The sequence below is a fragment of the Streptomyces sp. NPDC041796 genome (assembly GCF_055590785.1).
Genome location: NZ_JBVJAH010000010.1, coordinates 191,092 through 214,292, shown reverse-complemented (window position 1 = coordinate 214,292; position 23,201 = coordinate 191,092). Strand labels below are relative to the sequence as shown.

At 72.2% G+C, this 23,201-nt stretch carries 21 protein-coding genes and 1 tRNA gene; 14 read left to right on the top strand and 8 right to left on the bottom strand.

The window, feature by feature from the left end:
- Positions 1-21 precede the first annotated feature (21 nt).
- The 4 genes from ACZ6C1_RS21960 to ACZ6C1_RS21945 form a co-directional block, all read right to left on the bottom strand.
- Positions 22-97 (bottom strand) — tRNA-Arg (locus ACZ6C1_RS21960).
- 164 nt (positions 98-261) lie between these two features.
- Positions 262-1,227 (bottom strand): hypothetical protein, encoded by a 966-nt coding sequence (locus ACZ6C1_RS21955; RefSeq protein ID WP_469242868.1) that lies wholly within the window; start codon positions 1,225-1,227, stop codon positions 262-264.
- Positions 1,224-3,053, bottom strand: a complete 1,830-nt coding sequence (locus ACZ6C1_RS21950; RefSeq protein WP_469242867.1) for an alpha/beta hydrolase — start codon at positions 3,051-3,053, stop codon at positions 1,224-1,226. The genes ACZ6C1_RS21955 and ACZ6C1_RS21950 overlap by 4 nt, the downstream gene beginning before the upstream one ends.
- A 7-nt stretch (positions 3,054-3,060) precedes the next feature.
- On the bottom strand, positions 3,061-3,516 hold the full coding sequence (locus tag ACZ6C1_RS21945) for a hypothetical protein (protein ID WP_469242866.1): 456 nt from the start codon (positions 3,514-3,516) through the stop codon (positions 3,061-3,063).
- 229 nt (positions 3,517-3,745) lie between these two features.
- Between ACZ6C1_RS21945 and ACZ6C1_RS21940 the strand changes: the two genes are divergently transcribed.
- The 4 genes from ACZ6C1_RS21940 to ACZ6C1_RS21925 all read left to right on the top strand — a co-directional run bounded on the left by ACZ6C1_RS21940 (position 3,746) and on the right by ACZ6C1_RS21925 (position 8,452).
- Positions 3,746-4,387, top strand: coding sequence for a ScbR family autoregulator-binding transcription factor (locus ACZ6C1_RS21940; RefSeq protein ID WP_469242865.1), 642 nt, complete (start codon positions 3,746-3,748; stop codon positions 4,385-4,387).
- Positions 4,384-5,439 (top strand): NAD(P)H-binding protein, encoded by a 1,056-nt coding sequence (locus ACZ6C1_RS21935; RefSeq protein WP_469242864.1) that lies wholly within the window; start codon positions 4,384-4,386, stop codon positions 5,437-5,439. The genes ACZ6C1_RS21940 and ACZ6C1_RS21935 overlap by 4 nt, the downstream gene beginning before the upstream one ends.
- Positions 5,440-5,722: 283 nt before the next feature.
- Positions 5,723-6,343 carry a ScbR family autoregulator-binding transcription factor gene (locus tag ACZ6C1_RS21930; RefSeq protein WP_469242863.1) on the top strand — a complete coding sequence of 207 codons (621 nt, stop codon included), beginning with the start codon at positions 5,723-5,725 and terminating at the stop codon, positions 6,341-6,343.
- 384 nt (positions 6,344-6,727) lie between these two features.
- On the top strand, positions 6,728-8,452 hold the full coding sequence (locus ACZ6C1_RS21925) for a class I adenylate-forming enzyme family protein (RefSeq protein WP_469242862.1): 1,725 nt from the start codon (positions 6,728-6,730) through the stop codon (positions 8,450-8,452).
- Here the strand turns inward: ACZ6C1_RS21925 and ACZ6C1_RS21920 are convergent.
- Positions 8,439-9,722 carry a M6 family metalloprotease domain-containing protein gene (locus ACZ6C1_RS21920; protein ID WP_469242861.1) on the bottom strand — a complete coding sequence of 428 codons (1,284 nt, stop codon included), beginning with the start codon at positions 9,720-9,722 and terminating at the stop codon, positions 8,439-8,441. The two genes, ACZ6C1_RS21925 and ACZ6C1_RS21920, sit on opposite strands and share 14 nt — an antisense overlap.
- A gap of 630 nt (positions 9,723-10,352) precedes the next feature.
- On the opposite strand from ACZ6C1_RS21920, the gene ACZ6C1_RS21915 reads away from it, so the two are divergent.
- The 5 genes from ACZ6C1_RS21915 to ACZ6C1_RS21895 all read left to right on the top strand — a co-directional run bounded on the left by ACZ6C1_RS21915 (position 10,353) and on the right by ACZ6C1_RS21895 (position 15,359).
- Positions 10,353-10,946, top strand: a complete 594-nt coding sequence (locus tag ACZ6C1_RS21915; protein ID WP_469242996.1) for a TetR/AcrR family transcriptional regulator — start codon at positions 10,353-10,355, stop codon at positions 10,944-10,946.
- Positions 10,947-11,037: 91 nt separating this feature from the next.
- Positions 11,038-12,588, top strand: a complete 1,551-nt coding sequence (locus ACZ6C1_RS21910; protein ID WP_469242860.1) for an MFS transporter — start codon at positions 11,038-11,040, stop codon at positions 12,586-12,588.
- A 181-nt stretch (positions 12,589-12,769) separates the two neighbouring features.
- Positions 12,770-13,675, top strand: coding sequence for a LysR family transcriptional regulator (locus ACZ6C1_RS21905; RefSeq protein WP_469242859.1), 906 nt, complete (start codon positions 12,770-12,772; stop codon positions 13,673-13,675).
- A gap of 86 nt (positions 13,676-13,761) precedes the next feature.
- Positions 13,762-14,322 carry a cysteine dioxygenase family protein gene (locus tag ACZ6C1_RS21900; protein ID WP_469242858.1) on the top strand — a complete coding sequence of 187 codons (561 nt, stop codon included), beginning with the start codon at positions 13,762-13,764 and terminating at the stop codon, positions 14,320-14,322.
- Positions 14,322-15,359: a YeiH family protein gene (locus ACZ6C1_RS21895; RefSeq protein WP_469242857.1), complete on the top strand. Its 1,038-nt coding sequence runs from the start codon at positions 14,322-14,324 to the stop codon at positions 15,357-15,359. The genes ACZ6C1_RS21900 and ACZ6C1_RS21895 overlap by 1 nt, the downstream gene beginning before the upstream one ends.
- Before the next feature lie 11 nt (positions 15,360-15,370).
- On the opposite strand, the gene ACZ6C1_RS21890 is transcribed toward ACZ6C1_RS21895, so the two are convergent.
- Positions 15,371-15,883 carry a MarR family winged helix-turn-helix transcriptional regulator gene (locus ACZ6C1_RS21890; protein ID WP_469242856.1) on the bottom strand — a complete coding sequence of 171 codons (513 nt, stop codon included), beginning with the start codon at positions 15,881-15,883 and terminating at the stop codon, positions 15,371-15,373.
- A gap of 134 nt (positions 15,884-16,017) precedes the next feature.
- Here ACZ6C1_RS21890 and ACZ6C1_RS21885 point away from each other — a divergent pair, with 134 nt between their 5' ends.
- The gene (locus ACZ6C1_RS21885) at positions 16,018-16,821 is read left to right on the top strand and encodes a dioxygenase family protein (RefSeq protein ID WP_469242855.1); all 804 of its coding nucleotides are present in this window, start codon (positions 16,018-16,020) and stop codon (positions 16,819-16,821) included.
- A 6-nt stretch (positions 16,822-16,827) separates the two neighbouring features.
- Here ACZ6C1_RS21885 and ACZ6C1_RS21880 read toward each other — a convergent pair whose 3' ends face one another.
- Positions 16,828-17,349: a GNAT family N-acetyltransferase gene (locus ACZ6C1_RS21880; RefSeq protein ID WP_469242854.1), complete on the bottom strand. Its 522-nt coding sequence runs from the start codon at positions 17,347-17,349 to the stop codon at positions 16,828-16,830.
- 148 nt (positions 17,350-17,497) lie between these two features.
- Here ACZ6C1_RS21880 and ACZ6C1_RS21875 point away from each other — a divergent pair, with 148 nt between their 5' ends.
- Positions 17,498-18,505: a sigma-70 family RNA polymerase sigma factor gene (locus tag ACZ6C1_RS21875; protein ID WP_469242853.1), complete on the top strand. Its 1,008-nt coding sequence runs from the start codon at positions 17,498-17,500 to the stop codon at positions 18,503-18,505.
- Positions 18,506-18,705: 200 nt separating this feature from the next.
- Here the strand turns inward: ACZ6C1_RS21875 and ACZ6C1_RS21870 are convergent, their stop codons facing one another.
- A complete protein-coding gene (locus tag ACZ6C1_RS21870) occupies positions 18,706-19,662 on the bottom strand; it encodes a helix-turn-helix transcriptional regulator (RefSeq protein ID WP_469242852.1) in 957 nt (318 codons plus the stop codon).
- Between the two features lie 62 nt (positions 19,663-19,724).
- Here ACZ6C1_RS21870 and ACZ6C1_RS21865 point away from each other — a divergent pair, with 62 nt between their 5' ends.
- The 3 genes from ACZ6C1_RS21865 to pfkB all read left to right on the top strand — a co-directional run bounded on the left by ACZ6C1_RS21865 (position 19,725) and on the right by pfkB (position 23,200).
- Positions 19,725-21,248: an MFS transporter gene (locus ACZ6C1_RS21865; protein ID WP_469242851.1), complete on the top strand. Its 1,524-nt coding sequence runs from the start codon at positions 19,725-19,727 to the stop codon at positions 21,246-21,248.
- A 255-nt stretch (positions 21,249-21,503) separates the two neighbouring features.
- Positions 21,504-22,265 carry a DeoR/GlpR family DNA-binding transcription regulator gene (locus ACZ6C1_RS21860; RefSeq protein WP_469242850.1) on the top strand — a complete coding sequence of 254 codons (762 nt, stop codon included), beginning with the start codon at positions 21,504-21,506 and terminating at the stop codon, positions 22,263-22,265.
- On the top strand, positions 22,262-23,200 hold the full coding sequence (gene pfkB, locus ACZ6C1_RS21855; RefSeq protein ID WP_469242849.1) for a 1-phosphofructokinase: 939 nt from the start codon (positions 22,262-22,264) through the stop codon (positions 23,198-23,200). The genes ACZ6C1_RS21860 and pfkB overlap by 4 nt, the downstream gene beginning before the upstream one ends.
- Position 23,201 lies beyond the last annotated feature (1 nt).

Sequence of the window (23,201 nt, the reverse complement as noted above, 5' to 3'; positions counted from 1 at the left end):
ATCGGTCCGGGCCGTTTTGCCTGGTGCCCCCGGCAGGATTCGAACCTGCGACACCCGCTTTAGGAGAGCGGTGCTCTATCCCCTGAGCTACGGAGGCGGGAGGCGGGACCCAGTTGAGGAGCGCTGAGCCGCCGCGGACAGTGTAGCGGGTGGGTCGCGGTCGACACGGGGGGTATTCGGGCGTCTGCTCCGGCGAGGACGAGCCGGCCGGGTGGGAAGCGGGCGGCCGGGGTGCGGTGCCGGGGCTCGTGGGGCCGGCGGTCAGGCGTCCGCCGGCGCCGGGCCGTCGGCGGGCGTCGTCACCGCGACGCGTACCGCGCCGGTGGCCCCGGCGGCGACCTGGGCGACCGTGCCGTCCGCGGGGTGCCGGGCGACGACGGCGGGGGTGCCCCCATGCGTCGGGAGGTGGCGCACGCTCCATCCGGCCCTCCCGAAGTACGCCCGCGCGCGTGCCAAGGCCCGTACCGCCTCGTCCTCCCGCAGCGGCTCGGTCGACCAGGTGTGATGGACCGAGGTCCCGGACTCGTCGTGGACCGTGCTGAGACCCTCCCCGGGCTGGGTGGGCGCCGAACCGAGCCGCAGGGCGTCGTAGATCCGGCTGGAGTGGCCGAGGGCGCGGTGCCGAGCGGGGTCGTCGTCCCGCGGGTCCGTCAGTGCGGCGGGTTCGGCCGAGGCGGCCGCCGAGGACTTCCCCGGCGGGAGGAAGCAGGGCGACTTCACGGCGAGGGAGGCGAGGCCCTCGCCCTTGGCGCGGTCCACGACGCCGGTCACGGCGTCCAGCCAGAAGTCGTCGGGCTCCGTACGCATGTAGACCGACGGAAAGGGGCCGGCCCAGTCGTCCTCACCGGACGAGTTGTACGTGTAGCCCTGTTTCAGCCAGGCGTCTCGGGCCTGCCGCACCAGCTTGTGGGCCTCGGACCCGGGAACACCGGTCAGTTTGTAGGCGACGGTCACCTGCACCCGGTCGTCCGGGCCGTGATCGTCCCTGGCGATGCAGGGGCCGACGGGCTGGGGGCCGATGCGCTCCAGTGTGGGCTTGGGGGACATGCCGTCCACCGCCTGGTGAATGATCTGCTCTGCCCGGTCGATCGCCTGCTGCTCGTTCATGGTGACCTGCTTCGGTGCTTCTCCGCCGGTTTCCTGTCCGTCTTCCTGCCCCCCGCACGCGGTGACCCCGGCCATCATGGTCAGCAGTGCGGCGGCCGCGATCACTGTGCGCCGATTCACGGCCGTCCTCCGGTGACGATCTTCGCCAGGCTGCCGAGGGGCTTTTCGTCCCAGTACTGGGAGTGAGCGGGCATGGTCTCCCAGTTCGCGCCCGGATGCTTACCGGCGGGGACGTCGAAGACCACGCCGCCGAAGTCGTCGGAGACCGGGTCGGTTCCGTGGACGATCGAGTGGTCGTCGAACAGCTCCATGTACGCCTTCGGGTTGAGAGGGGCCAGGGGGCCCGCCGGGGGCGGGGCGAGGTTGATGAGGTCGTTCTTGGCCGTGGCCGCGAAGACGTGGTCCGGCGGGATGTTCAGGTCTTTCGCGTGATCCACGCCCACGCCCGGGCTGCCCACCATGATCGCGTTGTCGACGGGCAGGTCGATGTGGGTTCGCATCGTCTGGCCTGCCACCAGGGACCCGTAGCTGTGACCCAGAAGTGTCTGGTTCACGTCCCGGTGGTTGGCTTCCTCGATGCCCTGCAGGAAGTTGCCCAGCGGCTCCTCCGCCTTGTCCGCCCACTTGGTCTCCGTCGCATCGGTGAAGATGCCCTGCGGGGCGTCGTAACCGAGCCACACGATCGATGCCGTCGAGTGGGTGGGATCCTGGCGCTCCGCTCGCAACTGGAGTGCCTCCGCCCTGCCGATGTCTCCGTCGATCGACTCGAGTTTGGCGAACGTCCCGGGCACGTACGTCACCACGTTGTCGGCGGTGTCCGGATTTCCGATGGAGACGATGGCGCGTCCCATGTTGTTCCCGTCGAACCCGAGCAGATAGGGGCGATTGCTCTCGCTCGTGTAGCTGTCGAACCGCTTCTGTATGTCGTCCATGCCCTTGTAGCCGTTTTCGAGCTGCTGCTTCTTCTCGTTCCACTCCTTCCACTCCTCGGTCGGCACCATCGCGCCCTTCACCTCACGACCGGTGACGGGGCTGATGTAGGGCCTGTAGTGCTCGGGTTCCTTCTTGAGCCAGGCGTCGTACTCCACTTGCCTGGCGGCGCGTTGTTCCGCGAGCACGGTGCGGTTGGCGTCGTCGCGTACGGCGGAGGGAAGGCCGTCGAGCGCCCCGACACTCGCGGGGTGCATGGAGACGTAGGCGGCGCGCTGCTCCTCCGAGAGGCCCTTCCACCAGTTGGCGTTGTCCTGGGGCCAATCGTTCTTGGGCGGTGCTTTGATCGTGTCGAGGTAGGCGTCGGCCGCCTGGCGCACGCCCCCCGTGTCCGACGTGACGTCCGTCCAGTCCGCGGCGGACACGGTGAGGTCGTCATCGGCCTTGAGCGCCCGCACCTTCGGCCCCCACTTGGCGTCCGCGTCCGTGGCTTCCTTCAGCGCGTCGGCGATCCGGTTGGCGTACCCCATCGCCTTGCCGTAATGCGGGTTCGGGTGGATGTTCGCCGCCTGGCGCTCGATGGCGTCGGAGGTCTGGTCGCCTCCGGCGCTCCCGGTCACCGTGCCACCGTCGGTGTCCTTCTCGTCCCCCGGCTTCCGACCCGCCGGATAGGTGACCGAGCCGTCCGCGGTCACGGTGCAGCCGTCCGCCTGGGCGTCGGCGATCGCCGCGTTCAGCTTCCGCTTGGCGGCTTCCATGTCGTACGCGAACCCGTTCAGGGCCGTGCTGACCACACCGCATTCGGTCCGGGTGTAGTGGAAGTTCTTCGCCAGGGCTTGGAGCTGCTTCTGCGCCGCGTCCGCCGCCTCGCCCTTCAGCGTCCTCCGCATGCCGGCGGCGACGGTGTTCTCGATGTGCTCCTGCGCCGCTTCGGCCATGCTGCCCATGGAGCGGTATCCGTCGGCGGCGTCCTCGAACTCCGAGGGCTTGAGGGCCTTGAGGGTGGCGTAGTCCATTCCGCCGTCACCGGTCCTTCGCCCGGCCGCCGACGGCGTCCGTGTCCGCGTACGTGAGCTTCAGCTTGTCCATCTCGCCCTTGACCGCCGAATCGGTCCTCAACAGGTCATGGCCCACCTGGTCCAGGATCTTCTGGAGTGAGCCGCACCTCTCGCGGACGCTTTCGGCGTACTTCTTCCATGAGGCGTACACGTCCTTCTGCGCTGCCGCGGTGAGGCAGCCCGTGGTCGCGCCGAGGCCCGCCTGACCGTCCTCCAGTGTGGTCAGCGCGGTGCTGACGCTCCGGCGAAGGGAGCCCACTCCTTCACCGGCCGTGGTCCATGCCTTCTTGCTGGACGCCAGGCCGCCGGTCACGGCGCTGGGCCCGGTGCCGGGCTCGACCGGAACCTGGTTGAGCCGCATGGCCACGGGCTGCCGATCGGACACGTCGGCTTTGATCTGTTCCCACTCGTCCCACGCCATGCGCAGCCCTCCCCCGCGGATCTTTCCGGCCAAGAAGATCACATCGCACGAGCATCACGCGCCCCACCCCATACCGGGCGCCTCATGAGTACGTGTACGTGGGCGAATGAGTACGGGTCCTCTGGTCAGGGGCTGAACGGCGCGAGGTGGCCGGTTCCGACCGGGGGCGGGGGACGGGGCCGTAGCGTAGAGGGCGTTCTTTTTGCTGCGGGAGAGGGAGGGTGGACGCGTGGCACAGCTCAAGCAGGAGCGGGCCGTGCAGACCCGGTTGGCGCTGATACGGGCGGCGGCCGAGGTGTTCGACGAGCACGGGTACGCGGGGGCCGGCATCAACAAGATCCTCAAGCGGGCGGGGCTGACCGCGGGGGCGCTCTACTTCCACTTCGGGTCGAAGGAGGGGCTCGCCAAGGCGGTGATGAACGCCCAGCAGGAGAGCATCGAACCGTTGCTGGAGTCGGAGGGGCTCCAGCGGCTGGTCGACATCACGCTCGTGTGGTCCCACCGGTTGCTCGAGGACCCGCTGCTGCGGGCCGGCGTGCAGCTGTCGATCGACCAGGAGCGGCTCGCGGAGGGGGCGCCGTTCGAGGGCTGGCGCGAGCTCATGGCCGGGCACCTGCGTCGGGCGCGGGAGCTGGGTCAGCTGCGCGAGGGGGCCGATCCGGAAGGGATCGCCCGGTTCCTGGTGGGCGCGTGCACGGGCGTACAGCTCTACTCGCGGCAGGTGGACGGCCGCAAGGAGCTGCCCCGGCGCGTGAAGGAGATGTGGGACTGCCTGCTTCCCGGGATCGCCGCACCCGGCACCGTGCAGGACTTCGACACCGGTGTCGCACGCGGTGAGCGGCTGTGCCGCCGGGGAGGTGAGGTGGCGTGACGCGGGACGGACGGACGTCGCGGCCCGTCGTGGCGGTCACCGGCGCCACCGGGACCGTCGGCAGGCTCGTCGCCCACGGACTCGCCGCCGGCGGGGTCGTGGGTGGGGGCGTGGACGGGCGCGTGGACGGACGCGTGGACGGGGGTGCCGACCGAGGCGGGCACGGGGTCGTCGACGGGGTCGCGAACGGGGGTGCCGACCGGGGCGGGCACGGGGTCGTCGACGGGGGCGTGGACGTACGGCTTCTGGTGCGGGATCCGGACAAGGCCGCGCGGCAGGGGCTGCGCGGACAAGCTGTGCGTGCCGACTTCGGCGACCCAGGCGGACTCAGGGACGCACTGAGGGGCACGGACGTCGTCCTCGTCATCACGGCCGACCCGTTGCGGCCGCAGCACGACGAGAACGTCCTCGCCGCCGCCCGTGCCGCCGGTGTGCGCCGGGTCGTCAAGCTCTCCGCCCTCGCCGTGCTCGACCCCGACGCCCAGGACGTGCTCACCCGCTGGCAGCGGGACAACGAGGAGCGGCTGCTCGCCTCGGGGCTCGCGTGGACGCTGCTGCGCCCCCGGGCCTTCATGTCGAACGCCCTCGGCTGGGCCGCCTCCGTACGGGAGGAGGGCACCGTCCGGGCCCTCCACGGTTCCGGGCGCAACGCCTGCGTCGACCCGCGTGACGTCGCCGACGCGGCGGTACGGGCGCTCCTCGACCCCGCGTGCGCCGGGCGGAGTTATGCCCTGACCGGCCCCGAGGCGCTGTCCGCCCGGGAGCAGGCCCGGGTGCTGGGCGAGGTGCTGGGACGACCCCTGCGGTTCGTGGAGTTGACGGAGGATCAGGCATTGGAGCGGTGGCGGGCCAGGTGGCCCGAGCCGCTGGTCCAGGCCCTCCTGGAGGGCGCCAGGCGGCAGCGTGACGGGGCGAAGGCCGCCGTGGCCGACGGCGTGCGGGAGGCCACCGGGCACGCCCCGCGCGGCTTCGCCGACTGGGCGCGGGCGCACGCGGAGGCGTTCGGCGGCGTTGCCGGGGCGGGGGTCGCCACTGGCGCGGGGGGCGCGTAACGCGCGGGCACCTGGGCGGGGCCGGCCGGTGGGGCGTACCGGTGGGGCGTACCGGTGGTGCGTACCGCCCGCCGGTGAGGGCGCGGAGCGAGGCGTCACGCTCCGGTGCTGCTGGGCTAAAGAACCGCGTAGATGGTTTGTTTGACCGGGGGTCAGGGTGGCAAACTGGCCCCTGGGACCGAGCTTTGGCTGAATGGGCGTTGTTCGAGCGCCCCGTTGACAAACCAAGAGGTTGGTTTCTAGGTTGGTTCTACTGTCGTGCCCGGCGAGAGGGGTGGGGGCTGTGGCGAAACAGGAGAGGGCCGAGCGGACCCGGGCGAATCTGATCCGGGCGGCCGCCGCGGTGTTCGACCAGGTCGGGTACGAGCGGGCCACACTCGCGGTGATCAGCGATCACGCGCAGGTCACCAAGGGCGCGCTGTCGTTCCACTTCGCCGCCAAGTCCGAGCTCGCCCGCGCCGTCCAGGTCGAGGCGTGCGCCACTTCGGGCGCCGCCCTGAAGTTGTGTGCGGAGCGCCCGGGGCCGGCTTTCCAGTCCGTCGTCGACATGACGTACACCCTGGTCGGATTGCTCGAGAGCGACGTGGTCACCCGGGCCGGCGTGCGGCTGGCCCGTGAGCTGGAGACACCTGAGGACCCGTCAATGCACTGCCATGTCAACTGGCTCGGCAGTCTGTTCAGAGCCCTGCGGCGCGCCGAGAGTGACGGCACGGCGCTGCCCGGGGCCGACGCCCGCTCCGCCGCCGCGCTCGTGATGTCGGTGATCGTGGGGGCCGAGACGATGGCCCGTACGCGCGCCGACATGGCCTTCGGCGAGGGGCTGCCCGGGCCGCGCGAGACGGCGCAGGAGTGGCTGGCCCGTATGTGGCTCGTCGTACGGCCCGTCCTGGCCCCTGCGGCATGAGGGCGGTGGCGGACCCGGGCTGGACCCGGGCTGTGCGTGCGGCGGACCCGGGCTGGACGCGGGGCGTCCGAGCGGCGGATCCCGGCTGGACCCGGGCTGTGCGTGCGGCGGACCCGGGCTGGACGCGGGGCATTCGAGCGGCGGATCCCGGGTGGACGTGGCGTGTGTGCGCGAGCGACCCGGGGTGGACGCGGCGTGTGTGCGCGGGCGACCCCGGGTGGACGCGCCGTGTGCGTGCGGGGGATCGCGGGTGGACGCGGAGTGTTTCCGCCGCCGACCCGGGGTGGACGAGATAAGTGGTGGATACACGAACCTTGACGGGGTGCGGTCGGGGCGCATAGCGTCGCCGGGAGGGACTGAGCAGGCGCTTAGGAAGAGGCGATCGTGCCGCACACCGATCCGTCCACGCACCACTCGGCGACGGCCGCCGCCGGGCCCGCCGATGCGGGACCCGACGCGAGGCACCTCGCGGTCCTCACCGCGCCCGGCGCGCCGTTCGCCGTGGTGACGGCCGAGGACGGACGGCGCGTGTACGCCGCCGGGCCGCGCACGCTGCGGGAGTTCGTCGAGGTCACCTGGGCGTACGGCGAGCGGCCGTTCCTCGTCGCCGAGAACCGGACGTACACCTACGGGGAGTTCTTCGCCGCCGCCTCCGCGCTGGCCCGCAGGTTCACCGACGTGTACGGGCTGCGCCCCGGAGACCGGGCCGTCGTCGCCATGCGCAACCACCCGGAATGGCAGGTCGCCTTCTGGGCCGCCCAGTTGGCCGGACTCGTCGCCGTACCTCTCAACGCCTGGTGGACGGAGGACGAGTTCACCTACGCCCTCGACGACTGCCGCCCGCGCGTGCTGCTCGTCGACGGGGAGCGGGTGGAGCGGGTGCGGGGATGGGTGCGCCGCAACCCGGTGGCGGCCTTGGTCTTCCACGGGGAGGCCGAGGAAGGGTTCGAGCGGTACGAGGACCTCCCCGTCGCAGATCCCGCGCTCGGCCCGCCCGACGTGGAGGTCCGGCCCGAGGACGACGCCACCATCATCTACACCTCCGGCACCACCGGGCGGCCCAAGGGGGCCGTCGCCACACACCTGGCCCAGGCCGGCGCCGCGACGAACCCCCGGTTCCACGCCGCCGTCGCCGCCCTGGAACGCGGGCAGATCCCCGGGCAGGGCCCGGCACCCGTGTCGCTGACGACGTTCCCCTTCTTCCACGTCGCCGCGTTCACGTCGTTCTACGCGGTGATGGCGGCGGGCGGCACGCTCGTCCTGATGCGCAAGTGGGACGCCGACAAGGCCCTGGAACTCATCCACACGCACGGAGTGACGCACTACGCCGGGGTGCCGACCACCGCGCTCCAACTGCTGGAGGCGGCCGGCGACAGGGGTCTCGGGACACTCGCCCACCTCAACACCGGAGGCGCCGCCGCACCGCCCGGACTCGTCGCCCGCTGCCCCGAGGGCGTCGAGCCCCGCAACGGGTACGGGCTGACCGAGACCAGCGGCGGTGTCATGGCCAACTTCGGCGCGTCCTACCGCCGCTTCCCGGGCAGCGTGGGGCGGCCCAGCCCCGTCACGGAGGTGCGGATCGCCGCCCCGGACGGGCGCCCCCTGCCCGACGGCGAGGTCGGTGAACTCTGGCTGCGCGGCCAGTCCCTGGTGCGCGGCTACTGGGACGACCCGGAGGCGACGGCCGCCGCGTTCACGCCCGACGGCTGGCTGCGCACCGGTGACCTGGCCACCGTGCACGACGGGCGGGTCAGCGTCGTGGACCGGCTGAAGGACATGGTGATCAGGGGTGGTGAGAACGTGTACTGCGTGGAGGTCGAGGCCTCGCTGTACGAGCATCCCGACGTGGCCGACGCGGCCGTGCTCGGTGTGCCCCACCCGGTGCTGGGCGAGGAGGTCGCGGCCGTGGTGCGGCTCCGGGAGGGAGCGACGGCGGGGGCCGAGGAGCTGCGGGCGCATGTGGCGCGGGGTCTCGCCGCCTTCAAGGTGCCGGCCCACGTCCTCGTACAGGACGGCCCGCTGCCGCGGAACGCCACGGGCAAGGTGCTGAAGCGGGACCTGCGGGAAGAGGTTGAGATGAAGCTGCAGGGCGGCTTCAGGCGCGGGTGACGCGGATCCGGTAGACGCCCGTTTCCGGGTCCTCGGACAGCACCGTGATCCGTACGCCGCTCTCGCGGTCGGTGAAGGACTCGCCGGGGCGGTAGGGGGCGTCCGACAGTTCGGCGTGCACGTTCGGGCGGCGTGTGCAGCCGCCGCTGTCACGGTCGCTGTCCACGACGGTGACCGGCCCGTGCCCGGTGTCCACGTCGGCCTGGACGTGGTAGACCAGCACACCCGGCTCGCACACCGCCTCGTCGTTGCCGTCCCGGGTGCGGACCTCCACGGCGTACCCGGACTCGGGGGTGAGCGGGACGAAGGCGAGCTTCGGCCCGCCCTTCCTGGCCAGCGGCGTGAGCGTGTACTCGCGGGTGCCGGACGCGGAGGCGCAGCGCACCTGGCCGTCGTCGAGCCAGCCCAGCTTCCACTTGTGCCAGGCCAGCAGGTCGTTGTTGGCGCCCCAGTCCTCGGACATGATGTCCCAGTGCCCCACCGCGGCGCCGCCCTCGGCGGTGTACAGGTCGGGCAGCCCGAAGACATGGCCGTTCTCGTGCGGCAGGACCCGGTAGCCCGTTTCGTGGTACGAGCCCGAACCGTCGTCCTGGCGGCTGTAGACGAACGAGGTGTTGGCGAGCGGCGTGCCGTCGGCGTGCGGGGCCTCGCCGTTGCCGGAGAAGGTGACGGACAGGACGGTGTCCAGCGCCGAGGGCCCCGCGTTGGGTGTGACCAGGACGTTGATCAGGTCGTAGTCGGCGAAGTCGACCTTGGGGTCGGCGGCCGTCACGATGTCCTGGACGAGCTGGCGGTAGCCGGGTTCGTACGGTGAGCCGCGCTCGATCCCGTACGAGCCGAACGGCATCGGCATCCGCAGCCAGTCCTTCAGCGGGGCCTCGGGGCGGTAGCGGAGCCGCCCGTAGGAGCTGGTGCGGAACCAGTCGGTGGTCTGGGGGAAGAACTCGGCGAACCGGCTCATCGCCGGGCCCTCGCCGGGGGCGTCGGGAAAGTCGACCATCAGGGTCAGGGCACGGACCTCGCCCGTCGAGCGCGCGTAGCCCGGGCCCGTGGGTATGCCCTCCGAGAGCTGGATCCCCAGGGTGGTCGTGATCCGGCACGGTGCGAGTCCCGGTTCGTCGGCGGCGGAACGGGCGGCGATGGGGCCGGCCGAGGCGCGGGTGGGGTCGGGGAGGGTCGAGCTCGCCGTGACCAGGCCGGCCATGGCGAGGGTGGTGGCGGCCGCCCCGAGGGCGGCCGGTCTGCGTATCCGCCGGCGGGTCTGCTGCATGCGTGCTGATCGCCTTCGGTCGGCGGCAGCCGGCCGGGTCCGACTGCTCTCCGTCCGATCAGCCTCTGCCGGGCCGGGTGCGGGCGCCCGCCGGGTGCGCCCGATCGTGGGTTACTCGCGAGGAGCTGAGTGGCGCAGCTCACAGAGGAAACGGGAGTAAGCGGGGATGGGCTCCCCGTTTAGCCCTATGTCGCAGCCAAACGGGGAAGCCGTCCCCGGTTGTGCGCCGAAGAGAGGGAGCGAACCGTGACGACCACGAGCGCGGGCAGGACTACCGGTACGGGCGGCCCGGCCTCCGGTACCGGCATGCGCCCGGGCGCGGTCCCCGCGGCGGGCACCACCGCCGTCACGGGCACGGTCCCCGGGACGGGCACCGCCTCCGTCATGGGCGCGTTGGGCGCGACGCGCGCGGCCCCCTCCGCGGGCGCGGGCGCCCCGGCGGACACGGCCACCCCGGCGGGCGCGCCGACTCCGGCGGACACGGCCACCCCGGTGGGCACGCCGACTCCGGCGGGCGCGGCCCCCTCCGCGGGCACGGCCACCCCCGCAGGCGCGGCCCCCGCCGAGCCCTCGCGCAGGCCCCAGGCCGCACCCCGGGGGGCCCGCGCGGCTCGTCCGCGGGCGGACGCCCTGCGCAATCGCGAGCGGATCGTGACGGCGGCCCGCGAGATGTTCGTGGAGTTCGGGCCCGACGTGCCGTTCGACGAGGTCGCCCGCCGCGCCGGAGTCGGCAATGCCACGCTCTACCGGCACTTCCCGGACCGGGGCGCACTCGTCCACGAGGTCGTCCTGTCCGTCATGTCCCGTACCACCGAGCGGGCCCTGGAGGCGGCCGCCGAGGAGGCCGACACCTTCCAGGCGCTGCGCCGCTTCACCCACGCCGCCGCCGACGAGCGGATCGGCGCCCTGTGCCCGATGATCTCCGGCGTCTTCGACCAGGACCACCCCGAGCTGCTCGCCGAACGCGGGCGCCTGGAAGAGGCCGTACAGGCGCTCTTCGACCGGGCGCAGGCGGCCGGCCGGCTGCGCACCGACGTCGCCGTCGGTGACCTGCTGATCGGCCTCTCCCAGCTCACCCGGCCGCTGCCGGGCTCCGCATGCCCGAATTTCGACCGGTTCGTCCACCGTCATCTGCAGCTGTTCCTGGACGGCCTGGAGACGCCCGCGCGCTCCGAGCTCCCCGGCACCGCCGCGACCCTGGAAGACCTGCGCCGCGAGCCGTAGGTCTGCCGGGGTTCCCCGACCTCCCCTTCCACCCGCACGTCCGTCCTTACGCCCGTTTTCCGCCCTTCCGAGTCCCTAGGTGGCTGCTCCCATGCCAAAAACGTCCTCCGGCCCCGCGCCCCTCGACCTCACACCCGATCCCAGCCGCTGGAAAGCACTGGTCTTCATAGCCCTGGCCCAGCTGATGGTCGTGCTCGACGCGACGATCGTGAACATCGCGCTGCCCTCCGCCCAGCAGGACCTGGGCATCTCGGACGGCAACCGGCAGTGGGTCATCACCGCGTACGCCCTCGCCTTCGGCGGACTGCTGCTGTTCGGTGGCCGCATCGCCGACCTGTGGGGCCGCAAGCGCACCTTCGTCGTCGGCCTGCTGGGCTTCGCCGCGGCCTCCGCGCTGGGTGGCGCTGCCACCGGTGAGGCGATGATGCTCGGCTCGCGCGCCCTCCAGGGCGCCTTCGGCGCGCTGCTCGCGCCCGCCGCGCTGTCCCTGCTGGCGGTGATGTTCACCGATGCCAAGGAACGCGCCAAGGCGTTCGGCATCTACGGCGCGATCGCCGGTGGCGGTGGCGCCGTGGGCCTGATCCTCGGCGGTGTCCTCACCGAATACCTCGACTGGCGCTGGACGTTCTTCGTCAACATCCCCTTCGCCGTCGTCGCCGCCGCGGGCGCCTACTTCGTGATCCGTGAGCCGGCCGGTGGCCGCAACCGGTCGCCGCTCGACATCCCCGGCGTCGTCCTGTCCACCCTGGGCCTGGTCTCCCTGGTGTACGGCTTCACCCGCGCCGAGTCCCACGGCTGGTCCCACGAGACCACCATCGGCCTGTTCGTCGCCTCCGCCGTCCTGCTCGCCGCGTTCGTCGCCGTCGAGGCGCGGGTGAAGTCGCCGCTGCTGCCGCTGCGCGTCATGACCGAGCGCAACCGGGCCGGTGTCTACCTCTCCCTCGGGCTCGCCATCATCGCGATGTTCGGCCTGTTCCTCTTCCTCACCTACTACCTCCAGGTCGTCAAGGGCTACTCGCCGGTGAAGACCGGTTTCGCCTTCCTGCCGATGATCGCCGGCATGATCACGGGCTCGACGCAGATCGGTGCCCGCCTGATGACCCGCGTCGCGCCCCGGCTGCTGATGGGCCCCGGCTTCCTCGCGGCCGCCACCGGCATGCTGCTGCTGACGCAGCTTGAGGTGGGTTCGTCGTACGCCGGGCTCATCCTGCCCGCGCAGCTCCTGCTGGGTCTCGGCATGGGTACGGCCTTCATGCCGGCCATGTCCCTGTCGACGCACGGCGTCGAGGCCCGCGACTCCGGCGTGGCCTCCGCGATGGTGAACACCTCGCAGCAGGTCGGCGGCGCGATCGGTACGGCACTGCTCAACACCATCGCCGCGTCGGCGACCACCGCGTACATCACCGACCACGCGGCCGCCGCGACCACTCCGCAGGCGCAGAAGCTGCTCCAGCTCCAGGGCATGGTGGAGGGATACTCCGCCGCCATCTGGTGGGCCGTCGGCATCCTGCTGGTGTCCGCCGTGATCGCGGTCACCTTCATCAACACGGGCCGTCCGGGCGCCGGTTCGCAGCCGGTCGCGGGCGGTGGTGACGCGGACCGCGTCGAGGACGAGGTGAAGATCCCCGTCATCGCGCACTGAGGCGTACGGGCCTGCGGGCCCACGGGCACACGGGCGTGACCCAAGGGGCGTTCCCCGCCACCGACGTGGCGGGGAGCGCCTCTTCCCGCACCCGCCTCTCCCCGTACCCGCCCCTTCCTGCACCCGCCGCTTCCCGTACCGGCCTCTTTCCGTACCCCAATTTCTGCTTATGCTTTCGGCTGTGTTCGACTCCCGGTACATCAAGACCTTCCATGAAGTGGTCAGGACCGGTTCCTATACGGCGGCCGCCCGTGCCCTCGGCTACACACAGCCGGCCGTCAGCCAGCAGATGAAGGCGCTCGAACGGGACGTCGGCACACCGTTGTTCACCCGTGTCGGGCGGGGCCTCAGACTCACCGAGGCGGGGGAGGCCCTCACCCGGCACACCGGGACGATCCTTGACAGCCTGGCCGCCGCCCAGGAGCAGATCGACGCCATAGCGAGGCTGCGCTCCGGCCGGGTGCGCGTGTGCGCCTTCCCCAGCGCCGGAGCGACGATCCTGCCCGAGGCGATGGCCCGCATGGCGGCGGAACACCCGGGCGTGAGGGTCGAGCTGGTGGAGAGCGAGCCGCCCGAGTCCTTGCGCATGGTCGCCCGGGGCGAGTGCGACATCACCCTGGCCTTCAGCTATCCGGGCCTGCGGGTCGGCATCCCCGACGAACTCGACGAGTTCAAGCTGCTGGAGGACCCGCTGACGGTGCTCCTGCCCACCGGACACCCCCTGGCCCGCCGCCGGGCCGTGCATCTGGCCGATCTGACGCACGAGCGGTGGATCGCCGGCTGCGCGCGCTGCAACGCCAACTTCCTGCACGCCTGCGCGGAGGCGGGCTTCAGCCCCGACATCGCCTGCACCACGGACGACAACCTGGTGATGCAGAGCCTGGTGGCGGCGGGCGTGGGCATCGCGATGGTCCCCGCGCTGGTCCTGTCGTTCCTCTGCCACGACAAGGTCACCGGGCGGATCGTCGAGCCGCACACACGCCGTCAGGTGTACGCGTACGTCCTCCGCGACCATCTGAGGATCCCCGCCACCGCCCTCATGCTGGAGCAGATCGTCGCGGTGGCCGAGTCCAAGGTCGGCTGCTGAACCCGCCGCACTCATAAGCGCTGCTTGGGTACTTGGCAAAAAACCCTCGTTGGACGTAATGGATTCGCCGGGCGGACGCTGCCGCCATGACGACGACCTCCGTTGCCGCTGCCGGCCCGACCACCGAACGCCTTCGTACCCTCGTCGACGCGATACGCCACGCCGTGGACCGCGGACTGCCGCCCGAACCGACCGCCCGGCTCGTGGCGGATCGCCTCGCCCCGCACCTCGGCGCGCCCGATCTGCTCACCCCGGCGCAGTGCGAGGCCGACCCCGCCCACTACCGACAGCACGTGCTGCACGCCGAGCCCGACGGCAGCTTCTCCGTGGTCGCCATCGTCTGGCTGCCCGGACAGGCCACGCCCATCCACGACCACGTCTCGTGGTGTGCGGCCGGCATCCACCAGGGCGAGGAGCACGAGCGCCGTTACCAGCTCGTCCCGGACGGCACGTCCGCCCGGCTCCTCGCCACCGAGGACGTGGTGAACGGACCCGGGGAGGTCGCCGCCTTCGCCCCGCCCGGTGACATCCACTCCGTACGCAACGGAGGCGACCGCACCGCCCTGTCGATCCACGTCTACGGCGCCGACATCACGCGCCTGGGCACCAGCGTCCGGCGCATCTACCGGCTGCCCGCGGACCGCTGATGGCGCTCGTCGGCTCACGCGTCCGCCCGCTCCGGGCCGGCACGCGGGTGGGTCCAGGTCCCCTGCCCGGGCTCGCGCTCGCCGCTGCCGGGGTCGGCGTGGCCTGGCTGGTGCACCTGGCCGTGCCCGCCGTTCCGATGCTCACCGCCGCCGTCGTCCTGGGCGTCGCCACCGCCCACACGCCCTGGCTGCGCACCCGCGTCCGGGGCCGCTGGCGGCCGGGCCTGACGCTGGCGGCCAAGCGCCTGATGCGTGCCGGTGTCGTCCTGCTCGGCCTGAAGCTGAGCCTCTCCGACGTCCTGGGCCTCGGCTGGGGGACGGTCGCCATGGTGGTCGCGGTCGTGGCCGCCACCCTCGGCGGTACGTGGTGGCTGGGGCGCCGCCTCGGTCTGCCGGGCGACCAGCCGGTGCTCATCGCCACCGGGTACGCGATCTGCGGCGCGTCGGCGATCGGCGCGGTCGGCGCGGTACGGGACAGCGACGAGGACGATGCCGCCACGTCGGTCGCCCTGGTGACCCTGTGCGGCACGCTCGCCATCGCGGTACTCCCGCTGCTGCACGGCCCGCTGGGGCTGAGCGACGAGCAGTTCGGGCGCTGGGTGGGGGCGGGGGTGCACGACGTGGGCCAGGTGGTCGCCGCCGCGCAGACGGCCGGGCCGGCCGCGCTCGGCGAGGCGGTCCTGGTCAAGCTCATGCGGGTCGCCCTGCTGGCCCCGTTGGTCGCGGCACTGGTGGTGTCGGCGCGGCGGCGGGGGCGTACCGCGCCGAAGGGCGGGCGGCCGCCGCTCGTGCCGCTGTTCGTCGCCGGGTTCCTCGGCATGGTGGTGCTGCGGACGACCGGGTGGCTGCCCGGGCCGGCGCTGGAGGCGGCGGGTTCGGCTCAGGAACTGCTCCTCGCGGCCGCCCTGTTCGGGCTGGGCAGTGCGGTGCACCTGCCGACGCTGTCCCGCACCGGGGCGCGGGTCGCGGCGCTGGGCCTGGCGGCGTGGGTGATCGTCGCGGCGGCGTCGTACGCGGGCGTCCTGCTGGTCACGTAGGGGCGCGGGGGTCAGCGCAGCCAGGGCAGGTCGGCGTCCCGGCCCGACGGCTGCAGTGCCTCGGCCATGAGCCGCATGATCTCGCCGAGCTGGTCGACCTGCTCCGGACTGAGCCGGTCGAAGAGCGCCTGGCGTACGGCGGCGACATGGCCGGGCGCGCTCCGCCTGAGCACCTCGTACCCCTGGTCGGTCAGGTAGGCGTTCTGGCCGCGCTTGTCGGAGGGGCAGTCCTCGCGGCGTACCCAGCCGTTCTTCTCCAGCCGGGCCACGGCGTGCGACAGCCGCGACCGGGTGATCTTGGCGTCCTTGGCGAGTTCCGTCATCCGCATACGGCGGCGGGGGGCCTGGGAGAGCTGGACGAGCAGTCCGTAATAGATGTGCGGCATCCCGGCGTCGCGCTGGAGCTGCCGGTCGAGATGGTCCTCCAGGAGCGTGGTGGCGTGCAGGTACGCGCGCCAGACGCGCTGCTCGTCGTCGCTGAGCCAGTGCGGCTCCCCGCGCCCGCCGTTCGGTGCCGTATCCATGTATCCCACTCTACGTCTTCTTGAAAGTTGAACAAATGGCCGCTAAGGTCGTGCTCGAGGCTGTTTTAAGTTTCAAGTAACTTGATTTAAGTTTCAAGTAAGTAGGATGGAAGAACACGTCAGGAGCCGCCGCCATGACCGCCTTCGTGGACCCCGTACAGCGTGGGACGGCGCGGATGCCCGCCCTCTACCTCTCGCACGGCGCGCCGCCGCTCGCCGACGACCCCGTCTGGCCCGGCCAGCTCGCCGCCTGGTCCGACCGCCTGCCCCGGCCCTCCGCGATCCTGATGGTCTCCGCCCACTGGGAGGAGGCGCCGCTCGCGCTCGGCGCCACCGAGACGGTCCCGCTCGTGTACGACTTCTGGGGCTTCCCCGATCCCTACTACCAGGTGCGGTACGCCGCTCCCGGCGCGCCCCGGCTCGCCGAGTCCGTCCGCAAGCTGCTGCGTGCGCCCGGCGCGCCCGTGCAGGACCTGCCCCACCGCGGGCTGGACCACGGCGCGTACGTCCCGCTCGTCGAGATGTACCCGGACGCCGACGTGCCGGTCCTCCAGATGTCCCTGCCCACGCTCGACCCGGCCCGGCTCATGGACATCGGGCGGAAGCTGGCCCCACTGCGCGACGAGGGCGTACTGATCGTCGGGAGCGGCTTCTTCACCCACAACCTGGCGGCGCTGCGGCACGAGGGCGTACCCGGCTGGTCGGCCGAGTTCGACGACTGGGGGCGGCGTGCGCTGGAGGAGCGGGACGTGGACGCGCTGCTGGACTTCGCGCACGCCTCACCCGCCGGCACGCTCGCCCACCCGCGGACCGAGCACTTCGCGCCCCTGTTCGTCACGCTGGGCGCCGCCGACGCGGCCGGTGACCTGAGCGGCGGGCGCAGTGTCATCGACGGGTTCTGGATGGGGCTGGCGAAGCGGTCCGTCCAGTTCGGGTAGGACTGGCTACAGGGCCTTCTCGTACCAGGCCACGTCCCAGTACCGCCCGAACTTCCGGCCCACTTCCCCGAAGGTGCCGATGTGCCGGAACCCGAAGCGCGCGTGCAGGCGCACCGACGGCTCGTTCGGCAGCGCGATCCCGGCGTAGACGCGGTGCACGTCCTCCTCGGCCAGCGCCTCGAAGAGCTGCTTGTAGAGCAGCGCCCCGATGCCGCGCCCCGCCGCGTCCGGGGCGAGGTAGACGCTCACCTCGACCGATGTCGAGTACGCGGGCTTGGGCCGGAAGGGGCTGGAGGTGACGTAACCGAGAACCGTTCCCGGGTCGCGGGCGTCGCGAGCAACCAGCAGGCGGTGGGGGCCGTCTTCCGGGTGGGAGTGCAGCCATGGGCGGCGTTCTTCGGGGGTGAAAGGGGCTGTGTCGAATGTGATGGCCGTCTCACGGACGTAGTGGTTGTAGATGTCCGTGAGGGTGGTGAGGTCGTCCTCCCGGCCCGGCCTGACCTGCACCTCTTCGCAGTCCTGCGACATCCGCTCCCCCTCCGTGGCCGGACAGGGTACTGCAAGATCACGGAAATCGACGGGGGTCATGGGAATTCTGTCCGGATTCCAGTCGTTGTTTCCGTCGGATGCAGGGCACCCGGGAGGGTGTCGCGACCTACTCAGCAAGGGAGCTCGCATGGCAACCCGTGCCGTCGCCCGTCGTCAGTCCGCCTCGAGTGAGACCAGGACCACGGACCGGGCAAGCAGCGTTCGCGCCGTGGGCGGGGAGATCGCCGACCGCGACCTGGTCGGCATGTACCTCGACGAGATCGCGCGCACGCCCCTGCTCGACGCCGCCAAGGAGGTGGAGCTGTCACAGACCATCGAGGCGGGTGTGTACGCCCAGCAGATCCTCGACGGTGACGTGGATTCCGAGGCCTCGGGCGCGTCCCGTGAGGAGCTGGAGCGCCTGGTCGCGGAGGGCGAGCGCGCCAAGGACGTCTTCATCCGGTCGAACCTGCGTCTCGTGGTGGCGGTCGCCCGCCGTTACCCGCGCAGCGGCCTGCCGCTGCTCGACCTCATCCAGGAGGGCAACGCGGGCCTGGTGCGCGCGGTGGAGAAGTTCGACTACACCAAGGGCTTCAAGTTCTCGACGTACGCGACGTGGTGGATCCGCCAGGCCATCACCCGGTCGATCGCCGACCAGTCGCGCACGATCCGCCTCCCCGTGCACCTGGTGGAGGAACTGGGCCGCATCCGGCGCGTACAGCGGGAGTTCAACCGCGAGCACGGCCGCGACCCGGAGCCCGCCGAGGTCGCCGCCGAGCTCGGCTCCAACGCGGAGCGGGTCATCGACGTCCTGGACTGGGCGCGCGACCCGGTGTCGCTCAACATGTCGGTGGACGACGCCGGCGAGACCCAGTTCGGCGACCTCCTGGAGGACACCTCCGCGGTCTCGCCCGAGCAGTCGGTGCTGACGCTGCTGCGCAGCGAGGAACTGGACGACCTGATCGGCAAGCTCGACAACCGGACGGCGTCGATCATCCGCATGCGGTACGGCATCGAGGACGGCCGTGAGCGGACGCTGACCGAGGTCGGCAAGGAGCACGGCCTGACGCGCGAGCGGATCCGCCAGATCGAGAAGCACGCGCTGCTGGAACTGAAGCGCATGGCCCGCGACACGGGCTTCGACGCGGCGGCGTAGGCACTCGGGCCCTCCGGGGACTCGTCCCCGGAGCCCCTGCGCGCTCAGGCCGCGACCGAGCGGGTCAACCGCCGGAGCCCCGCGGGTTCAGGTGCCGAGCGGGTCAACCGCCGGAGCCCCTGCGGGTTCAGGCGACCGAGCGGGTCGGCCGGGCGCCCTGGGTGCGGTGCCGTGGCGCGTCCGGCCCGTACCGCGCGGGCTCAGGCCGCGACCGAGCGGGTCAGCCGGGCGCCCAGGGTGCTGACGTAGCCGACCAGCGCGTCCGGCCCGTGCACCGTGAACTCGCAGTCCACCAGGGCCAGCCGCAGCGCCAGCCACTCCACGGAGTCCGCCGACCGGGCGCGCAGCCGGCAGGTGTCCGGGCCCGTGGGGGCCGGGACCAGGTGGGCGGGCAGGCGGGCGGTCACGAAGGCCGCGGGCGCCTCGAAGGTCACGTCCACGTCGTGTTCCTGCGTACGGGTCTCCGAGTGGCCCAGCAGCCGCGCCGCGTCGCCGGTCGGCAGTTCGCGCGGCGTGAACCTGGCGCCCGTCGCGAACGGGTCGGTGACCCGGTCGACGCGGAAGGTCCGCCAGTCCCCGCGCTCCAGGTCGTACGCCACCAGGTACCAGCGGTGGCCCGTCGACACCAGGCGGTACGGCTCGACCTGCCGTTTCGACTCCGTCCCGTCGCCCGCGCGGTACCCGAACCGGAGGCGCTCGTGCGCGGTGACCGTCGCCGCGAGTGTGGTCAGCGTCGAGGGTGCGACGGTCGCGCCGTCGCCGCGCGTCAGCGGGATCGTCGCGTTCTGGAGGGTGGCGACCCGGTGCCGCAGCCGCGACGGGAGCACCTGCTCCAGCTTGGCCAGTGCCCGTACGGCCGCCTCCTCCACGCCCTCGATGGCATGGCCGGCCCCGGCGCGGAGCCCGACGGCGATCGCCACCGCCTCCTCGTCGTCCAGCAGGAGCGGGGGCATCGCGGCGCCCGCGACCAGCCGGTACCCGCCGACCGAGCCACGGCTCGCCTCGACCGGGTAGCCCAGATCCCGCAGCCGGTCGACGTCGCGGCGGATCGTCCGGGGGCTGACGCCGAGTCGCTCGGCCAGTTCGCTGCCCGGCCACTCGCGGGGCGTCTGGAGGAGCGACAGCAGATTGAGGAGTCGTGCCGGGGTGTCCGTCATGCCGTCCAGGATGCGTGTCCATTAGGACATGAGCTGACCTATACGCGGACTAGTTTTGTCGCATGATCTCCACCACCACTCCCACGGACACCGCCGTGCCCCAGAACGACCGGCGGCGATGGCTGGCCCTCGCCGTCGTCATGACCGCCGCGTTCATGGACCTCGTCGACGTCACCATCGTCAACATCGCGATCCCGAGCATCGAGCGGGACCTCGCGGCCTCGTTCGGCGCGATCCAGTGGATCACGGCGGGTTACGCGCTGGCCTTCGCCGCCGGGCTCATCACGGGCGGGCGCCTCGGGGACATCTACGGGCGCAAGCGGCTCTTCCTCGTCGGCATCGCCGGCTTCACCGCCGCCTCCGCGCTCTGCGGCTTCGCCGCCAGCCCGGAGATGCTGGTCGCTTCCCGGCTGCTGCAGGGAGCGATGGCCGCGATGATGGTCCCGCAGGTGCTGGCGATCATCCATGTCACCTTCCCGGCGCACGAGCGCGGCAAGGTCTTCGGGATGTTCGGCGCGGTGGTGGGGCTCGGGGCCGTTTCCGGGCCGCTGCTGGGCGCGCTGCTGACCCAGTGGAACCTGTTCGGGCTGGAGTGGCGGCCGATCTTCCTGATCAACCTGCCGGTGGGCATCGCCGGGCTGATCCTGGGCCGCAGGTTCATCACCGAGTCGCGCGCCGACAAGGCGACCCGGCTCGACCTGGTGGGCGTCGCGCTGGTCACGCTCGGTCTGCTGATGCTGATCTACCCGCTGACGCGCGGCCGTGAGCTGGGCTGGCCGCTGTGGGGCCACCTGTGCATGGTGGGAAGCCTGGTGGTGTTCGGGGCGTTCGTGGCGTACGAGAAGTACAAGACGCGCAAGGACGGCTCACCGCTGGTGGAACTGTCCCTGTTCAAGGTGAAGAGCTTCGCTGCCGGTATCGCGGTGCAGCTGACCTTCGGGGTCGTGATGGGCGTCTTCTTCCTGGTCTGGACGCTGTACATGCAGATCGGGCTGGGCTGGAGCCCGCTGAAGGCCGGCCTGACCGGTGTGCCCTTCTCCATCGCGGTGTCCGCCGCGGCCGGGATGTCCGTACAGAAGCTGGTCCCGCGCTTCGGGCGGAAGGTGCTCCAGGCGGGCGCGTTGACGATGGTCGCCGGGGTGCTCCTCTACATCTGGGAGGCCGGGCGGTACGGGACGGGCATCGAGCCCTGGCAGATGGCCGCGCCGCTGATCGTGATGGGCGTGGGCATGGGTCTGATCGTGGCGCCGCTGACGGACGCCGTGCTGTCGGACGTGCCGCGCGAACACGCCGGTTCGGCGTCCGGGCTGATCAACACGACCGGGCAGATGGGCACGGCGCTGGGCCTGGGGCTGGTCTCGGTGGTGTTCTTCGGGGTCATCGACGAGGAGCGCCTCGCGCCCGGTGAGGTCGGAGCCGCGTTCGCGGACGCGTTCCAGGGCTCGCTGTGGTGGGTCGTGGCGGTCCTCGCGCTGATCTTCGTCGTGATGTTCGCGCTGCCGGGCCGGCCGAAGCAGCACATGGAAGGCGCAGCAGCCGCCGACGCGGTGCCGGCCGATGAGCCGGAGCCGGTGCTCGCGCACTGAGGCACGGCCGCGCGGTGAGCCGGCGGTGCGGCGGTTCGGCCCGCGGGGGTGAGGGCCCGTGCGGCGGTTCGGCCCGGGCGGTGAGCCGACCCGTGCGGCGGTTCGGCCCCGCGCGGACAGCCGGCCCGGATCCAGGGGTGCATGACGTCCTGGATCCGGGCCTTCCGTTTGCCCGGATGTGTTTACTTCCCCTGAATGCGGGCGTAGCCTGCTGGTGAAACCACAAATTCGGGCATTGATCGGACTCAAAACCACATGTACGCACCGGAGCGCCAACAGCTGATCCTGCGCCTCGCCCGCGAGGGCGGCCGGGTCGACGTGCTCTCCCTCGCCGAACAGCTCCAGGTCACGGCCGAGACCATCCGTCGCGACCTCAAGGCCCTGGACCGGGCCGGGCTCGTCCGCCGGGTGCACGGCGGGGCCATCCCGGCGGGGCGGCTGGATTTCGAGCCCGACCTCGCCGAACGCGAGTCCACCGCCGCCGACGAGAAGGACCGCATCGCGCGCGCCGCGCTCGCCGAGCTGCCCGAGGACGGCAGCGTCATCCTCGACGCCGGCTCCACCGTGGCCCGCGTGGCCGCCGGGCTGCCCCCCGAGTGCGGGCTCACCGTGGTCACCCACGCCCTGCCCGCCGCCTTCCGGCTCGCCGACCACCCCGGCATCGCCCTCCACCTGGTCGGCGGACGCGTCCGGCACCGTACGCGCGCCGCCGTCGACGCCTGGGCCCTGCGCGCGTACGACGAGATCCGCGCCGACGTGCTCCTCCTCGGCACGAACGGGTTCTCCGTCGAGTACGGGCTCACCACCCCCGACCTCGCCGAGGGAGCCGTGAAGCGCGCCATGGTCGCCGCCGCCCGCCGCGTGGTGCTGCTCGCCGACTCGGCCAAGCACGGCAAGGAGCACTTCGCCCGCTTCGGCGACCTCACCGACGTGGACCTGCTCATCACGGACACCGGACTCAGCCCCGAACACGCGGCCGCCATCGAGGCGGCCGGAACGGAAGTCGTACGCGCATGATCCTCACCGTCACCCCCAACCCGTCCCTGGACCGGACGTACGAAGTCCCGGTCCTCGAGCGCGGCGCGGTGCTGCGCGCCGCCGGCGAACGCATGGACCCGGGTGGCAAGGGCGTCAACGTCTCCCGCGCCGTGGCGGCGGCCGGCCACCGTACCGTCGCCGTCGTCCCGCTGGGCGGCGCACCCGGCGCGCTCGTCGCCGAACTGCTGGCCGACGAGGGCATCGAGGTGGCACCCGTGCCACTGAAGGGCCACACCCGCTCCAACATCGCGGTCGCCGAACCCGATGGCACGCTCACGAAGATCAACGCCCCGGGGCCCTGGCTGACCCCCGGCGAGTCGGAGGCGATCCTGGCGGCGGTCGGCGCCTACTCACCCGCCGCCGACTGGGTCGCCTGCTGCGGCAGCCTGCCGCCCGGCCTCGGACCGGAGTGGTACGCCGATCTCGTCACCCGTGCCCACGGGTACGGCTCGCGGATCGCCCTCGACACCTCCGGACCGTCGCTGCTGACCGCGCTGCGCGCCCGCCCCGACGTGGTCAAGCCCAACGCCGAGGAGCTCGCCGCCGCCGTCGGCCGCCCCCTCGCCACCGTGGGCGACGTGCTGAAGGCGGCGGAGGAACTGCGCGACGCGGGTGCCGGCACGGTGCTCGCCAGCCTCGGCGCGGACGGGCAACTGCTGGTGTCCGAGGCCGGTGCCCTCTACGGGTACGCCGCCGTCGACTCCGTACGCAGCAACGTCGGCGCGGGAGACGCGTCCCTGGCGGGGTTCCTCGCCGCGGGCGGTGAAGGCCCGGACGCCCTGGCGGCGGCGGTGGCACACGGCGCGGCGGCCGTGCGGCTGCCGGGCAGTGAGATGCCCACGCCCGCCGACCTGGACCTGTCGGCGGTCACCGTCACCGCCGACGTGCCCCTCGACCGAGACCTGAGCGAGTAAG

Excerpts from the sequence above, each read along its gene's own strand:
- ACZ6C1_RS21920 (WP_469242861.1), bottom strand. The coding sequence starts at position 9,722 with ATGCAGCAGACCCGCCGGCGGATACGCAGACCGGCCGCCCTCGGGGCG.
- ACZ6C1_RS21890 (WP_469242856.1), bottom strand. The coding sequence starts at position 15,883 with ATGGATACGGCACCGAACGGCGGGCGCGGGGAGCCGCACTGGCTCAGC.
- ACZ6C1_RS21870 (WP_469242852.1), bottom strand. The coding sequence starts at position 19,662 with ATGACGGACACCCCGGCACGACTCCTCAATCTGCTGTCGCTCCTCCAG.
- ACZ6C1_RS21910 (WP_469242860.1), top strand. The coding sequence starts at position 11,038 with ATGCCAAAAACGTCCTCCGGCCCCGCGCCCCTCGACCTCACACCCGAT.
- pfkB (WP_469242849.1), top strand. The coding sequence starts at position 22,262 with ATGATCCTCACCGTCACCCCCAACCCGTCCCTGGACCGGACGTACGAA.
- ACZ6C1_RS21900 (WP_469242858.1), top strand. The coding sequence starts at position 13,762 with ATGACGACGACCTCCGTTGCCGCTGCCGGCCCGACCACCGAACGCCTT.
- ACZ6C1_RS21880 (WP_469242854.1), bottom strand. The coding sequence starts at position 17,349 with ATGTCGCAGGACTGCGAAGAGGTGCAGGTCAGGCCGGGCCGGGAGGAC.
- ACZ6C1_RS21945 (WP_469242866.1), bottom strand. The coding sequence starts at position 3,516 with ATGGCGTGGGACGAGTGGGAACAGATCAAAGCCGACGTGTCCGATCGG.
- ACZ6C1_RS21860 (WP_469242850.1), top strand. The coding sequence starts at position 21,504 with ATGTACGCACCGGAGCGCCAACAGCTGATCCTGCGCCTCGCCCGCGAG.
- ACZ6C1_RS21895 (WP_469242857.1), top strand. The coding sequence starts at position 14,322 with ATGGCGCTCGTCGGCTCACGCGTCCGCCCGCTCCGGGCCGGCACGCGG.
- ACZ6C1_RS21950 (WP_469242867.1), bottom strand. The coding sequence starts at position 3,053 with ATGGACTACGCCACCCTCAAGGCCCTCAAGCCCTCGGAGTTCGAGGAC.
- ACZ6C1_RS21865 (WP_469242851.1), top strand. The coding sequence starts at position 19,725 with ATGATCTCCACCACCACTCCCACGGACACCGCCGTGCCCCAGAACGAC.
- ACZ6C1_RS21875 (WP_469242853.1), top strand. The coding sequence starts at position 17,498 with ATGGCAACCCGTGCCGTCGCCCGTCGTCAGTCCGCCTCGAGTGAGACC.
- ACZ6C1_RS21885 (WP_469242855.1), top strand. The coding sequence starts at position 16,018 with ATGACCGCCTTCGTGGACCCCGTACAGCGTGGGACGGCGCGGATGCCC.